We start from the raw sequence: 12,366 nt of genomic DNA, 5'->3' as shown, positions 1-12,366 counted from the left end.
GGCCCAGTATCTCCAGTAGGTCCAGTGATGCCAGTAGGTCCAGTGATGCCAGTAGGTCCAGTGATGCCAGTAGGCCCAGTATTCCCAGTAGGTCCAGTGATGCCGGTAGGCCCAGTATTCCCAGTAGGTCCAGTGATGCCGGTAGGCCCAGTATTCCCAGTAGGTCCAGTGATGCCGGTAGGCCCAGTATTACCGGTAGGTCCAGTTGGTATTGTAAATGTTGGTGTAGTTGGTAATGTAGGTCCAATAGAACTTGGATCTAGTGCAGCTCCATGTAAGATTTCGTGAGAATTAAATTGATTTTCTTTTGACATAATTCACCTCCAAAAGTTAACTCATTATTAGTAAATGAAATATGTAGATGAAATATGAAAAACAGATGGGGAGTAATTACAATTAAATTGGAAACTTAATAAAATAGTTATTTGAATAGAAAAGAGCGCCATTAGGGCGTATGACGCTCTTTGACCAAGAACTATATTGTGTATTTTTTTATAGTCCGTATAAGTATATGGAAGTTGAAAATAAAGAGTGAATCAAATATTAACAAAATCGTTATTTGAGAGAAAAGGGATTATCTGAGATGAGTTTCAGCTAATCCCGAACTAATCATAGAGAGGAGAATGTATATGCAAGCGAAAACAATGCCTAAAATTATTAAGCTAATAAAAGCAAATGTTTTGGCTGTACCTTTCGGAGCCAAAATAGCTAAAACAATTGAGATAGGTATCAAAATTAAAACAGGACCGACAAAATACAGATTGAAAAATAAGAATGGAGTTAAAAACATTGAAATGAAATCAAAGTATTCTCTCATTGCGTTATGCCTTCTCGAAAAGTAAATAATACAGATTATACCATATAGGAAATGAATCAAAGTGATTTCTCAATAAAAACGCTATTTTAATAAATAGGGAGGATGAATGATGGTTGTAGAAGCGAAGGTAAAATTTGAATTAGATGAAGAACAAAAATTACAGTTTCAAAATGTAAGGGAAAACGAAGGGGAACAAGAAGCGTTTTACTTTCTAGAGGAATTGATAATGAAAGGAATTGATTTAGCTGAATTTGTAGAGATGGAGTACAAGGATAAAAAATAACATTTCAGTCAAATCGAAAGGGGAAACTGTAATGGAAGTAGTGGAGATCGAAGGGCAGTTATCGATATTTGAAATAGATGAAACGAAAATTAAGCTGTATGAAGTCCTGGAGGCTAATGGCTACCATTGTCAGATTAGAAGCTATTACTTACACAATGATTACATGGGTGAAGTTAAGTACTTCTATATTAGAACAACAGACGACACAATTATTGATATGTGTTTGAGCGAGTTTCCAGAAGTATTTACGGTGTATGAGGGATTCAGTGAAGTGGAGATCCAGAAGATATACAAAGGAAGATTACAATAAAAATTTCATTTTGTTGAAATAAAAAAGGCGATTGTCGCCAAATCGCCTTTTGATAAGACAGAGCACTTTCAAACATAAGGTATTCGGTGTTTAATGATACGTGCAAATAAAAGAGCAGCTAGCAAAAGCTAACTGATCCAAACAGGAATGGAACTCTAGATGTATATATATTATTGACGGAATGTTGAGTTTTATTCAGGGGGTTACAAATTATGTAGGTTACATGAGAAGTCCTATTAACATCCAGGCTGCCCCGATTAGAACTAAAGTTTCAAATATAATCCAAAATTTTCTTTTTTCTGGTTTTTGAAATTCTTTAATTACAGAGAATACAGCACTGATTCCTACAAGAGTGAAAAGAGCAATTCGGATTGCTTCAGTCATCTACATCACCACCTAATATTTTAATAATTTAATTATATAACAATTACCATTTTGTAGAAACTCAACAAAATAATCCTTTTATAAGAAAGTGAGGTTAGGAGAATGACTAATTTAAAGAAAAGAAAAATTAGGAAAGCTATCGGGCGTCGCACAAAGGCAGTAGAGAAATATCAAGTTGATAACGCTTGGAGAAATATTTTTGTGAAAGCTGGAATAATAAAATAACAGTACTGGAGGGATAGAAAATGAATGGTAAACAGTTTTTCGGAATGTATTTGGCTCTTTACTTAATCATCATGTTTGTGACCTTTAGTAATGCGAAAAGCTTCATACAAGCTGGAATTATTATGGTACTTGTAATCTTGATTTCGGAAGTTGATCATAGATATGGATTTTATAAGGGAAGCAAGAAAGCTAAAAGCAAACAAATATAGTCCGGCTAGAAAACTAGAGGACACCAATTCATTAAAGCAGCAATTAAGGCTGTTTTACGAATAGGTGTCCTTTTTATTTTGAAAAGGGAGATGGGGAAATGAAGGTGTTAAAGGATCAGTTGCGTGAATGGATAAAGAAATCCAATCAAGGAAAGAAGAAAAATAAGAAAAAACAAAATGAGAAATTAAGTACTCGTGAAATTGAGGATTTAATGGGGATGCATAGACCTTGTTATGAACGAAGACGTGGAGCAATAAGACAAAAGTAATCTAAAAATAAAAAGGAGTGGTCTTACATGACTAAACAATTATCTTTCTTACCAAAAATTGATAGAACAGCGACACAAGAGGAATTAGAAGGTGTGTTGGAAAGCGTACGTATACATAGACAATTCGGGATGATGCGTAAAGAAATGAAAGTCACTTCTTCTTATGAAATACGTGAGCATGGTCCTACACATACAGTTGGAAAACCATTAGAAGATGTTGCTATAGCAAATATTCAACAAAGTAAACGAGAAGAGTGGCTTGAAAGAATGTCAGTACGTATTGATCAGTTTTTGAATCGATTAGGAAACGGACGTGCTGGAAGTATTCAAAGGGACATTATTTATAAACGGTATTTAGAAGAGGAGGATGTATGTGATTACATGGTTTATAACGAAATCGGAATGTCGGAGCGCACTTATCGACGTTGGAAGTCTAAAGCATTTTATAAACTTGCTTTTGCACTTGGATTAGAAGTTTACGAGACAGAAGAAACTGGAGGTAATGAATAATGAATTTTGTTCAGCCAATACGTGATCCAGAGCAAATACAGCAGTTAAAAGATTATTTTAAGGAAAAGAGCCTACGTAATTACATTCTCTTCATTATGGGAATCAATACAGGCCTGAGAATCTCGGACATTTTGAAATTGAAGGTAGGAGATGTCAAAGGTAGTCATATATCTATGAGAGAAAAGAAAACAGGGAAACAGAAACGAATACAAATTACTGCAACACTGAAAAGAGAACTTAAATGGTTTATTGAAGAAAGAGAAGATAAAGAGTACTTATTGCAAAGTAGACAAGGTAGGAACCGTTCAATTGGTCGTAGCATGGCATATAAGATATTAAGTGGAGCAGCGGCAGAGTTTGGATTAGATGAAATAGGTACACATACGCTTAGAAAGACATACGGTTATCATATGTACATGCAAACAAAAAACATAGCATTACTTATGGAGATATTCAATCACTCGTCAGAGAAGGTCACGTTACGTTATATAGGAGTAAATCAAGATGCAATGGATAAAGCAATGACTAGGTTTAAAATCTAATCATTGCTTATTTCTTTTTTAGTCTAGGGGCATTGCAGCATTTTGGAAAAAAACTACGCTAAGAGTATGCAAGATTTTATACAGTTCCAGTAACAAACAAGAACCCTAAAACCGCGCTAGGATAGGAATGTATAAAAAATGTATAGGCCCATAGAACAAAAAAGAAGGTTCCTTGGTTAGCATACGGTTTTCTCTTTTCATTGCTACCGATAATGAGACGTTATGAAAACCTTATAAGAATATCCTATAAAATCAAAATTACACAACATATCATTCTTTCTCAATGGTATAATAAGGAAAAAAGAGGGAGGCTCAATGAATTTTCTTATGCAAATTTTTGATGCTATATTTAATATACTGTATGACTTTTTTTCAAAGGGAATTTGGATAGTCCTGTTCTTCTTTTTCTTGAATAAATTGTACGAGAACCAAAGATTGGAGGCAACATCACGTGTGATTACTGCCGTTCTTCTTGGACTTTATCTCTTATACATTATTTTAAGACTACTAAACTACTAACTTATAAGATGAATAAACTGATATAAATCAACTTCCAATAATGAGACGTTATGTTAACCGATCGTGTATATGGTATACAATAAAATTGAGGTGAAGTTATGGGAATAACGCTAACGATTGATACGCTGCAAAAACTCAATGATACAGATTTAGCAACAAAATTTTTTGATTTGCTAGAGAAACATGGATTACATCTAGAGAAACTAGGATTGTATGAACCATTAAAACAAGAATATAGTAAAGAAAAAGGTATTGAAATATGGTGTTTAGAAGATGAAGGATGTTTTGATATAGAATCAAATAAAAGTTTAGGTAAAGCTGGGGGAGTGCTTGGAAAATCTAAAACACAAGGCTTTACCATGCATGTTGTATGGTGGGATTGTCCATGGAAAAAAACGAATTATATATGGTTTCATTTTCAGAAAAAGGCTTATAAGGCATATAAGACTCAAATACAAGAACTGTTTAAAGATCTTATTATTCTTACGAATGGCTTGTATGGATACATAAGTGATGAAATTGCAGTTAATCGCCAACATGTTACAGGTACAATTCAAGAACGAATATCAGGAGTGTTCTGGTGTAATTATTTTGGACCCCCTCTTTTAGAAGTTTTAAGAAAAGAAAATGTAGAATCTTTTTCTTGGTACAACAGTGTTAAGGTTGATAATGGTGGAGTTATTACCTATTTAACATCAGATGCTTTAGATATAAAACTCAAGTCAAATGAACTTGAGACCAAGGCACAGGAGTATATTGGAAGTCATTGGTTTAATGGTAAAGCTGCCAATTATCACATATTTTAAAAATTAACTTCCTGTAACGAAAATTATGTAAATAAGCTGTCCACATGGGCAGCTTATTTTATTTTTGTCTTAGCTTGTTTTTCAAAATATTAGTGGTATCTCTATACGGTTACTCATAATTTTCGTACTGTGTAACTCAAAAGAGAAAGTGAAATGAAATCAATGATACCAAGGGATTAGACGAAGGGTTCAGTTACACACAATATAAGATATGGGTAAGTCAGGAAAATATTTTATATAAATAAAGCAATTAAAGTTATAATTGTTGTAAAATATAGGTTGAAAGTGAACAAGGAGGGGAATTCTTATGATAAGTTGGAATTTAATTGAGCAAATAGGTGAACCGAGTGGATTTGGTGTAGTGTATGCCGCTAAAAAACTTATACATAATGTTGAACAGCCAGGCGATTATGTATTGAAAGAACTAAAGAAATTGGATAATGATTCTATTGAACGATTTAAACGTGAAGTTAGATATCTAACAAAGCTAGATCATCCAAGGATTGTTAAGTGTGAAGGTTATTCTTTAGATAATGAGCCATATTTTTATACTATGAACAAATATAAAAATAGTTTAAGTGTTGTACAACTTGAGATATCTGAAGATTTCCCTCGTTTAAAAGTAGTATATAATAATATACTGGAAGGGTTAGAATATTTACATTCCGAGGGATATTTTCACCGCGATTTAAAGCCAGGAAATGTTTTGTTAAACACGGATAATGATTTAGTTTTATGTGATTTAGGATTATGTGTGAACACTTCAGCTGAAGGCAGCCAAAGATTGACGCGTACACAAATGATAGGTGGATCGGAATATTATTGTTCTCCTGAACAGGCGGCAAACTCATTAAAGTATGTAGACCAAAGAACAGATATTTATAGTTTTGGAAAAATGCTATATGAAGCCTTTACAGGTGAAAAACCATATGTATTAGATTTAAATACAGTTCCACCAGCTGTTCAAGCTGTCATTAGAAAATGTACTAGAGAAAATAGAGATGAAAGATATAATTCTGTTGAAGAATTAAGAATGCATTTCAATATTGCTATGGATTTATTAATAGAGGGTTCAGAAGGAAATAATCTTTTACAAGTAATTAGTGATATTAATAAGTTTAGTGACCAAGATTTTTTATTGGATGAAACTAAAATTGTTGATAGGTTAGCCGATGCCTTGTCAAAAGTTGAAGATGAAGAGAAATTACACGAAACGATGATGCAAATAAACGGGATTGTATATAAGTATTTGCATATTCAGTATCCAGATTTAGTAGGTCGTTTAGTATCAGAGTTTATCGAATATATTGGAAGTCAAGGTTGGCCGTTTACATATACAGATACACTTGGTACAAAATACAGCGTTTTATTCCAGCAAATTGATGATAATGAAATAAAAGAAAAAATATTACTTGGATTATTACGTTTGGGTACTAGGCATAACAGATGGGCTGTAATGGGAGACTTTACTAATCTGTTATATTCTGTACAATCAGATACACTTGCGTATTCAGTTTTTCATTCTTTATCAGAACGCTCATCGGATTTAGAGACGATTGGAAGGAATATAAGCATTGATAAAAACTCCCTACACAGTGTAATAAGGAGATTGTTTTAACAAATTAAAGTATCAATTTTTTGGCAGAGATGTGACCGCTTTTTGGCAGTAAGTGTGTCGGTTGTTTTGGAATTAACATGTTATATTTGTATTGTGAGAAGTGGCGGAAAACACGACTCATAATGTTCCTTTATAATCTATATGTTGTCTAAACGATTTCATAATGATGGCACATAAAATCCGAAACCAGCAGATGGTAATGATTGAATGTTACCGTTATTAGGGAGAGCTTTTGCTCTTCTTCCAATTACTTAATATATCAGCGGATCATCATTAGGTGATTGGAAGAAGATTAAAACTTCACGTACCGTAATTGAATTACAAATTAATAATATATATCTAAGCATCCATTCGGATGCTTTTTATTATTTATATGGAAGGTGAGAACTATATGTCAGGTAAATATTTAAGTGATGAAATTGCAGAGAAACATTATGAAGAAGCAAGAAAATGTGTAATTGCAATGCAAGCTGCATCAGTATCTATGTTACAACGCAGGTTTAGAATTGGTTATACAAGCGCAGCAAAGATTATTGATCGGCTTGAAGAGAATGGGATTATTGGTCCGTATGAAAGAAGTAAGCCAAGAAAGATATTAGTACAAAAATAGCATCCATTTGGGTGCTATTTTGTTTTGGAGGAGGATGGAAGATGGATAAGGAACTGATGCAAGATGCCTCAAAAGAATTAGAATTACGTATTCGTTCTGGAGTAGTTAAATGCGAGAGTATTAATGAGTTAGTGCTGAACCAGTTGCACAGGATGGAAGATAAAGGGGAAGCTCATATGCTAGGCATTCAATTGTATGGAACTAAGTGGGAAGATGTTTCTGGCTAAGGAAAGATAAGGGGTGAGGATAGTTCATGCAACCTCTAACAATACAAGAGATTAATAAACTATATGAGCAAGATAATATCATTAAGTTCTATAAGCATCCATATTGGAGAAGGAACGTTAGGTTTAAGGCATTAGAGAGAGACAACGGTGAATGTCAGGAGTGCAAGCGCAAAGGTAAGTATAGCAAAGGTCGTAACGTCCATCACATCAAGGAGTTACGTGACAGACCAGACTTAGCATACATACTAAGCAACCTAGAAACATTATGTATTCAATGCCATAACAAAGAACATGGCAAAGAGAAGAACATAGTGAAGAAGCGCTGCACGATAGTAGATGAAGAGAGGTGGTAAGTGTGGACAGCCTAACGATACAAAGTAATACGTATGAATTAAATATCATAAGACAAATAGAACGCAAGAAGCCAACTGATAGAACGTTTACTGATGTAGACTTATACAAACGATTTGGAAATGATATCTACACAACATACAAACAGATAAGACACATATGTAATCCAAGAGCATGTGAGAAGACATCCTTACAAACAGTCAAGAATTCTTTACGTGAACATTGGCTAGAACAATATTTAAATCTAACATTACAAGAAGCTAACTTAATAATTGAATACGCTGATAAGTTTTTCGGTTTAGCTATAAAATAATTTAAGACAAATTTCCTGAGACACCCCCCGGGTAAAATATAGAAACAATTTTGCTGGGGGACCGAGCAACGCGAGGGGGGATTTCTCTTTTTATTTTCGCGTTACGCGCGTGGGAATAGAAAAAAAGGCAAAAAAAATACCATCCCTTCTCTGGGATGATTAAAATTTTCGATATGTATTTGTAATCAGTGGACCGTCGCCACAGTTTCCTTCTAAGTAAAACTATACATGATTATTCTCGTCTTTACAAGTGTCATTTTTAAAATTAATCTTCGAAAAAATCCAATGAAAAAGCGGGGTGGTGATATTGTGAGCGGAAAACAAAGTAAATATAAATTAGCGTTCAAAGATTTCTTAGAAGGTGTTAAATACAAGGATATCGCGGATAAATATGGCGTATCGGTTAGCACTGTTAAATCATGGCGCAGCCGTTATTGGGAAGACATGATAAATGAAAAAGGTCTAAAAAATGTTTCGGAAAAGGTTGCAAAACTTCAAAAAAACAGAGAAAAAACGCTTAGAAATAAAATAAGAGATGATTTATATGAACAACTCGGCACGAACGGTATCATACACGCTCATTTTATGGATTTAGTAGAAGATTATATGTCATTTTGGGATATAAAAAACAGATTGATAGCTGATGTAAAAGATCGCGGTGTATCTGTACTAGGCGCTAATGGATTTATGAAAAAAAACGATAGCATTAACGAGTTGAATAAAACTAACACGCAAATGTTAAAGATTCTTAATGAGTTAGGACTTAAGGCGGTAAGTGAGGATGATGAAGATGATGCAGAAGTCTAATCTTCCTTATAAATATCATCCTTTCATTAGTGAGTACATGCATGCTGTGGAAAGCGGATCTATCCGTTCTTGTAATGAACAAAAACAATTAATGACCTTAGTTCGAAAAACTTTAGATGATCCAAATGTTTATGTTGATGTTCAAGCTATTGAGGATAGTGTTAATATCCCAGCTAAATATTTTCCATTCGAATTATTCGCATGGCAACGTTTTGTTAACGCTTGTGTGTTCGGCGTTCGTTATAAGGACACCAACCGTCTTGTTTGGAATCAAATATTAATACTGATGGGACGTGGCGGTGGTAAAAACGGATATGCCGGATATTTAAACTTCTATATGCTATCTAAACAGTTTGGTATAGATAGATATCACATTGAATGGATCGCGACATCTGAAGAACAAGCAAAAACTACATTCGATGACGTGAAGGAAGTAATAGAAAATCCTGCAAATAAGGTTTTAAAGAAATCATTTAGTGCTACAAAGGTACTAATTAAACATAAAACAAACAAATCTCACATGAAATTCAATACTTCTAATGCTAGAACGAAAGATGGACGACGTCCTGGATCGGTTTGGTTCGATGAAATTCATGAATATGAAGATTATAAGTCGATTAAAGTATTCCGTTCAGCCTTGGGTAAAGTTAAAGATGGACGAACTTTCTATTTAACAACGGATGGATATGTCCGTGGTGGCGTTTTGGATGATATGAAAGAGAAGGCTCGAATGATTCTAAGTGGCGAAGTTGAAAGGAGTAAGTTATTCCCCTTCATCTGTAAATTAGACTCCGAAGAAGAAGTCGAAGATATTGCAAACTGGGAAAAAGCCAATCCTTCTATTCGAGATAATATGGAATTATTCGAAACGATGAAAGAAGAATGGGCCGATTGTCAAACCAACATTCCTATGCATGTTGAATTCATGACAAAACGGATGAACATTCCGAAGCAGCTATTTCAACATAAAATCGCTACTTATGAGGATCTTCTTGCAACAGATCAACCTTTACCTGATGATTTACACAAATATGAATGTATTGGTGGTGTAGATTACGCAGAATTACGCGATTTCTGCAGCGTCGGTTTGCTATTCAAACGGCAAGGGAAGCGTTATTGGATTCACCATACCTTTATATGGCATCAGGCATTGAAAATGCAGGATATTAATCAAGATATTATAGATATAGGTGTGGAAAAAGGACTCTTCACCATCGTCTATGATAAAGAAATCGAGCCCAAACGTGTTATCAATTGGTTTTTAGAAAAATCGAAAACATACGACATTAAGCGTATCGCGATTGATAAATTCCGTTCTGTAATCTTGAAACCTTTATTAGAAGAAGCTGGTTTTAACGAAAGAGTTGAGATAGTAAGGCGCGGGCAGTACATTCATGCTATGTTAGACCCATTAATCCAACATCTATTCATAAATCATAATATTGTTTTCCACGACGATCCTGTTATGCGTTGGTATTGCGGGAATGTTTATGTGGACGAACTAGGAAATGGCTCAAAAGAATATAAAAAAATCGACCCTGTCAAAAGAAAAACTGACGGGTTTTTTGCGTTCACACATGCGCTCAATTTCGACGGTGATCTTGAAGACTATGCAGTCGATTTAAACGATATGCAAGTATGGTCATTCTGAGAAAGGGGGTGAAAAAATGGGAATTCGTAATGTTTTTAAAACCTTTTTAGGAAAAAGTGATAATGGAACAGTCCCGGATGTTGATTGTAGTGTGATGACACTTAAAGCTGAAATTGCTTACAAGAAATTGTATGTTAACGCTGCTATCGATTTAATTGCTCGTAGTTTAGTAGCTTGTGATTTTGAAACATATAGAAGTGGCAAGTTAAAAAGAAGTTTGAACTACTACCAATTAAATGTGGCACCAAATAAGAATGAAAATGCCCATGAGTTTTGGTATAAGGTTGTCCATCAGTTAATTTACGAAAAGGAAGCGTTAATCTTACCTATAGGTGAGGAACTGTGGATAGCTGAATCGTTTCATCGTGAAACTACGAATGGTTTTAATGAGTATGTTTATAAAAGTGTTTCGATTAACAATCAGCTTTTAACGAAGGAATTTAGAGAACAAGATGTTCTATACTTGAGCCTTTCTGTAGAGTCAATAAACAACGTGATTAATAGTTTATATAGTTCATATGGACTATTACTAGCTAAAGCGATGTCAGATTACAAAGGCAATGGAAGAATACGTTATTTGTTCAGAGGCCGTTTCATGAATTCGTTAACTGATGAAAACGGAAAAGCTTCGCAAGAACTTTTTGAAGAGAAAGCAAAAGATTATATGAATCCTGAAAAGTTAGCAGCAATCATGTTCTTACCTGACAACGTACAAATGGAAGATCAAAGCAAGGACCCACGTAATTTAGATACGAGGGACATCAAAAACCTTGCAAAAGATATGTTAGATTTCGTGGCAACTGCCTTCCACATTCCTCCTTCATTACTAAGTGGAATAAGTGAAGGTGGCATTTCAACTACCGGTAATCCTACTGGCGATTTAGATAACTTTATCATATTCGCAGTAAGACCAATAGGGGAAATGATTACTAACGAATATAACAAGAAGATGTTCTCTAGAGAGCAATATTTAAGTAAAACATACATTAGATTCAACATGGACAACTTCAAATTGTTCGACCTTACTAAGTTTGCTAATTCCGTTGACAAGCTATTTGCAGTCGGTGGCATGAGCATAAACGATGTATTAGAACGTCTAGGAAAAGAACAAATAAAAGAAGATTGGGCTAATGAACGTTATGTTACTAAGAACTATGAGAGAGCAAGGATAAGCGGAACTATGAACGGGGGTGAAGATATTGGAAATGGAAAAGATTCAACCGAAGTTCCTAATGATGGACAACAATCAACAGGACAATAGTAAATCAGTCATTTATATGTATGGGAATATTGGTAAAGCTCCTTTCGGTGACATTTCTTCCCAAGGTGTAAGAGAAATGTTAGATGGTGTTACAAATGACATTGAAATTCACATCAATTCAAATGGTGGCGATGCGTTTGAAGGGATTGCAATTTGCAACTACTTAAAAAATCACCCTTCTAATGTAACTGCCGTTATTGATGGTATAGCCGCTTCAGCCGCTTCATTAATTGCGATGGGTGCTAATAAAATCGAAATGCCTTCTAATACCACTATGATGGTACATCGTGCATCGACATATGCATTCGGTAATGCTGACTCATTAGAGAAGCAAGCTAAAATGCTACGTGACGTTGACGAAGCGTTAATTCAATCTTATAACAGCCGTTTTAACGGTGAGTTTTTCCAACTAGAAACACTTCTAGACAACGAAACTTATATGACCGCTGAAAAAGCTAAGTCATTCGGTTTCTGTGACGTAATCACTGATTCAATACAATCAAGTGTGGACAGTGAATCTGTAATTACAAATGAAGTTGAAGAACAACCCATCATTGCATCTATCGAAAACGAAGGTGACAAACGTACTCAAAACGCTGAAAAATCAGCTAACTTTATGGTTTCACTATTAAAATCTATTAAACTGTAGGAGGT

21 protein-coding genes are annotated in these 12,366 nt (G+C 34.6%); 19 read left to right on the top strand and 2 right to left on the bottom strand.

The features are described from left to right. The coding region (locus MR170_RS20175; protein ID WP_242309035.1) for an exosporium leader peptide-containing protein at positions 1-314 on the bottom strand (314 nt) is incomplete at its 3' end. A 315-nt stretch (positions 315-629) separates the two neighbouring features. On the opposite strand from MR170_RS20175, the gene MR170_RS20170 reads away from it, so the two are divergent. The 3 genes from MR170_RS20170 (at position 630) to MR170_RS20160 (ending at position 1,410) form a co-directional block, all read left to right on the top strand. Further along, positions 630-842, top strand: coding sequence for a hypothetical protein (locus MR170_RS20170; RefSeq protein ID WP_242309034.1), 213 nt, complete (start codon positions 630-632; stop codon positions 840-842). 84 nt (positions 843-926) lie between these two features. After that, complete coding sequence (locus MR170_RS20165) at positions 927-1,100, top strand: hypothetical protein (RefSeq protein ID WP_176521904.1); 174 nt, start codon at positions 927-929, stop codon at positions 1,098-1,100. A gap of 31 nt (positions 1,101-1,131) precedes the next feature. Beyond that, complete coding sequence (locus MR170_RS20160; protein ID WP_050843728.1) at positions 1,132-1,410, top strand: hypothetical protein; 279 nt, start codon at positions 1,132-1,134, stop codon at positions 1,408-1,410. Positions 1,411-1,629: 219 nt separating this feature from the next. Here the strand turns inward: MR170_RS20160 and MR170_RS20155 are convergent, their stop codons facing one another. Then, complete coding sequence (locus MR170_RS20155) at positions 1,630-1,794, bottom strand: hypothetical protein (protein WP_242309033.1); 165 nt, start codon at positions 1,792-1,794, stop codon at positions 1,630-1,632. A gap of 102 nt (positions 1,795-1,896) precedes the next feature. Here MR170_RS20155 and MR170_RS20150 point away from each other — a divergent pair, with 102 nt between their 5' ends. The 16 genes from MR170_RS20150 to MR170_RS20080 all read left to right on the top strand — a co-directional run bounded on the left by MR170_RS20150 (position 1,897) and on the right by MR170_RS20080 (position 12,361). Then, positions 1,897-2,019: a DUF3983 domain-containing protein gene (locus tag MR170_RS20150; RefSeq protein ID WP_242309032.1), complete on the top strand. Its 123-nt coding sequence runs from the start codon at positions 1,897-1,899 to the stop codon at positions 2,017-2,019. Positions 2,020-2,039: 20 nt separating this feature from the next. After that, entirely contained in the window at positions 2,040-2,228 is a 189-nt protein-coding gene (locus MR170_RS20145) for a hypothetical protein (RefSeq protein WP_078400816.1), read from the top strand. Positions 2,229-2,326: 98 nt separating this feature from the next. Beyond that, on the top strand, positions 2,327-2,497 hold the full coding sequence (locus MR170_RS20140) for a hypothetical protein (RefSeq protein WP_242309031.1): 171 nt from the start codon (positions 2,327-2,329) through the stop codon (positions 2,495-2,497). Positions 2,498-2,524: 27 nt separating this feature from the next. Further along, positions 2,525-3,007 carry an ArpU family phage packaging/lysis transcriptional regulator gene (locus tag MR170_RS20135; RefSeq protein WP_242309030.1) on the top strand — a complete coding sequence of 161 codons (483 nt, stop codon included), beginning with the start codon at positions 2,525-2,527 and terminating at the stop codon, positions 3,005-3,007. Continuing rightward, complete coding sequence (locus MR170_RS20130) at positions 3,007-3,549, top strand: site-specific integrase (RefSeq protein ID WP_242309029.1); 543 nt, start codon at positions 3,007-3,009, stop codon at positions 3,547-3,549. Before MR170_RS20135 ends, MR170_RS20130 begins: the two co-directional genes overlap by 1 nt. A gap of 315 nt (positions 3,550-3,864) precedes the next feature. Continuing rightward, the gene (locus MR170_RS32495; RefSeq protein WP_109737585.1) at positions 3,865-4,068 is read left to right on the top strand and encodes a hypothetical protein; all 204 of its coding nucleotides are present in this window, start codon (positions 3,865-3,867) and stop codon (positions 4,066-4,068) included. Between the two features lie 98 nt (positions 4,069-4,166). Beyond that, positions 4,167-4,874: a hypothetical protein gene (locus MR170_RS20125; RefSeq protein WP_242309028.1), complete on the top strand. Its 708-nt coding sequence runs from the start codon at positions 4,167-4,169 to the stop codon at positions 4,872-4,874. A 307-nt stretch (positions 4,875-5,181) separates the two neighbouring features. Continuing rightward, the gene (locus MR170_RS20120) at positions 5,182-6,492 is read left to right on the top strand and encodes a serine/threonine-protein kinase (RefSeq protein ID WP_242309027.1); all 1,311 of its coding nucleotides are present in this window, start codon (positions 5,182-5,184) and stop codon (positions 6,490-6,492) included. Between the two features lie 391 nt (positions 6,493-6,883). Next, the gene (locus tag MR170_RS20115) at positions 6,884-7,102 is read left to right on the top strand and encodes a DNA translocase FtsK (protein ID WP_242309026.1); all 219 of its coding nucleotides are present in this window, start codon (positions 6,884-6,886) and stop codon (positions 7,100-7,102) included. Between the two features lie 41 nt (positions 7,103-7,143). Further along, on the top strand, positions 7,144-7,329 hold the full coding sequence (locus MR170_RS20110; protein ID WP_242309025.1) for a hypothetical protein: 186 nt from the start codon (positions 7,144-7,146) through the stop codon (positions 7,327-7,329). A gap of 26 nt (positions 7,330-7,355) precedes the next feature. Continuing rightward, positions 7,356-7,682 carry an HNH endonuclease gene (locus tag MR170_RS20105; RefSeq protein ID WP_242309024.1) on the top strand — a complete coding sequence of 109 codons (327 nt, stop codon included), beginning with the start codon at positions 7,356-7,358 and terminating at the stop codon, positions 7,680-7,682. Positions 7,683-7,738: 56 nt separating this feature from the next. Further along, a complete protein-coding gene (locus tag MR170_RS20100) occupies positions 7,739-7,993 on the top strand; it encodes a hypothetical protein (protein ID WP_481746784.1) in 255 nt (84 codons plus the stop codon). 309 nt (positions 7,994-8,302) lie between these two features. Beyond that, the gene (locus MR170_RS20095) at positions 8,303-8,800 is read left to right on the top strand and encodes a P27 family phage terminase small subunit (protein WP_097846712.1); all 498 of its coding nucleotides are present in this window, start codon (positions 8,303-8,305) and stop codon (positions 8,798-8,800) included. Next, a complete protein-coding gene (locus MR170_RS20090) occupies positions 8,775-10,451 on the top strand; it encodes a terminase TerL endonuclease subunit (RefSeq protein WP_097846708.1) in 1,677 nt (558 codons plus the stop codon). The genes MR170_RS20095 and MR170_RS20090 overlap by 26 nt, the downstream gene beginning before the upstream one ends. Before the next feature lie 16 nt (positions 10,452-10,467). Continuing rightward, positions 10,468-11,712: a phage portal protein gene (locus MR170_RS20085; protein WP_063547400.1), complete on the top strand. Its 1,245-nt coding sequence runs from the start codon at positions 10,468-10,470 to the stop codon at positions 11,710-11,712. A gap of 16 nt (positions 11,713-11,728) precedes the next feature. Further along, the gene (locus MR170_RS20080) at positions 11,729-12,361 is read left to right on the top strand and encodes a head maturation protease, ClpP-related (protein ID WP_346749470.1); all 633 of its coding nucleotides are present in this window, start codon (positions 11,729-11,731) and stop codon (positions 12,359-12,361) included. Positions 12,362-12,366 lie beyond the last annotated feature (5 nt).

Source organism: Bacillus cereus group sp. BfR-BA-01524 (assembly GCF_022662595.1).
GTDB lineage: Bacteria > Bacillota > Bacilli > Bacillales > Bacillaceae_G > Bacillus_A > Bacillus_A thuringiensis_S.
This window is presented reverse-complemented; position numbering and strand designations above follow the sequence as displayed.

What these genes read in the sequence shown, in the direction of transcription:
- MR170_RS20170 (WP_242309034.1), top strand. Translation starts at nt 630, where the DNA reads ATGCAAGCGAAAACAATGCCTAAAATTATTAAGCTAATAAAAGCAAAT.
- MR170_RS20165 (WP_176521904.1), top strand. Translation starts at nt 927, where the DNA reads ATGGTTGTAGAAGCGAAGGTAAAATTTGAATTAGATGAAGAACAAAAA.
- MR170_RS20160 (WP_050843728.1), top strand. Translation starts at nt 1,132, where the DNA reads ATGGAAGTAGTGGAGATCGAAGGGCAGTTATCGATATTTGAAATAGAT.
- MR170_RS20155 (WP_242309033.1), bottom strand. Translation starts at nt 1,794, where the DNA reads ATGACTGAAGCAATCCGAATTGCTCTTTTCACTCTTGTAGGAATCAGT.
- MR170_RS20150 (WP_242309032.1), top strand. Translation starts at nt 1,897, where the DNA reads ATGACTAATTTAAAGAAAAGAAAAATTAGGAAAGCTATCGGGCGTCGC.
- MR170_RS20145 (WP_078400816.1), top strand. Translation starts at nt 2,040, where the DNA reads ATGAATGGTAAACAGTTTTTCGGAATGTATTTGGCTCTTTACTTAATC.
- MR170_RS20140 (WP_242309031.1), top strand. Translation starts at nt 2,327, where the DNA reads ATGAAGGTGTTAAAGGATCAGTTGCGTGAATGGATAAAGAAATCCAAT.
- MR170_RS20135 (WP_242309030.1), top strand. Translation starts at nt 2,525, where the DNA reads ATGACTAAACAATTATCTTTCTTACCAAAAATTGATAGAACAGCGACA.
- MR170_RS20130 (WP_242309029.1), top strand. Translation starts at nt 3,007, where the DNA reads ATGAATTTTGTTCAGCCAATACGTGATCCAGAGCAAATACAGCAGTTA.
- MR170_RS32495 (WP_109737585.1), top strand. Translation starts at nt 3,865, where the DNA reads ATGAATTTTCTTATGCAAATTTTTGATGCTATATTTAATATACTGTAT.
- MR170_RS20125 (WP_242309028.1), top strand. Translation starts at nt 4,167, where the DNA reads ATGGGAATAACGCTAACGATTGATACGCTGCAAAAACTCAATGATACA.
- MR170_RS20120 (WP_242309027.1), top strand. Translation starts at nt 5,182, where the DNA reads ATGATAAGTTGGAATTTAATTGAGCAAATAGGTGAACCGAGTGGATTT.
- MR170_RS20115 (WP_242309026.1), top strand. Translation starts at nt 6,884, where the DNA reads ATGTCAGGTAAATATTTAAGTGATGAAATTGCAGAGAAACATTATGAA.
- MR170_RS20110 (WP_242309025.1), top strand. Translation starts at nt 7,144, where the DNA reads ATGGATAAGGAACTGATGCAAGATGCCTCAAAAGAATTAGAATTACGT.
- MR170_RS20105 (WP_242309024.1), top strand. Translation starts at nt 7,356, where the DNA reads ATGCAACCTCTAACAATACAAGAGATTAATAAACTATATGAGCAAGAT.
- MR170_RS20090 (WP_097846708.1), top strand. Translation starts at nt 8,775, where the DNA reads ATGATGAAGATGATGCAGAAGTCTAATCTTCCTTATAAATATCATCCT.
- MR170_RS20085 (WP_063547400.1), top strand. Translation starts at nt 10,468, where the DNA reads ATGGGAATTCGTAATGTTTTTAAAACCTTTTTAGGAAAAAGTGATAAT.
- MR170_RS20080 (WP_346749470.1), top strand. Translation starts at nt 11,729, where the DNA reads ATGTATGGGAATATTGGTAAAGCTCCTTTCGGTGACATTTCTTCCCAA.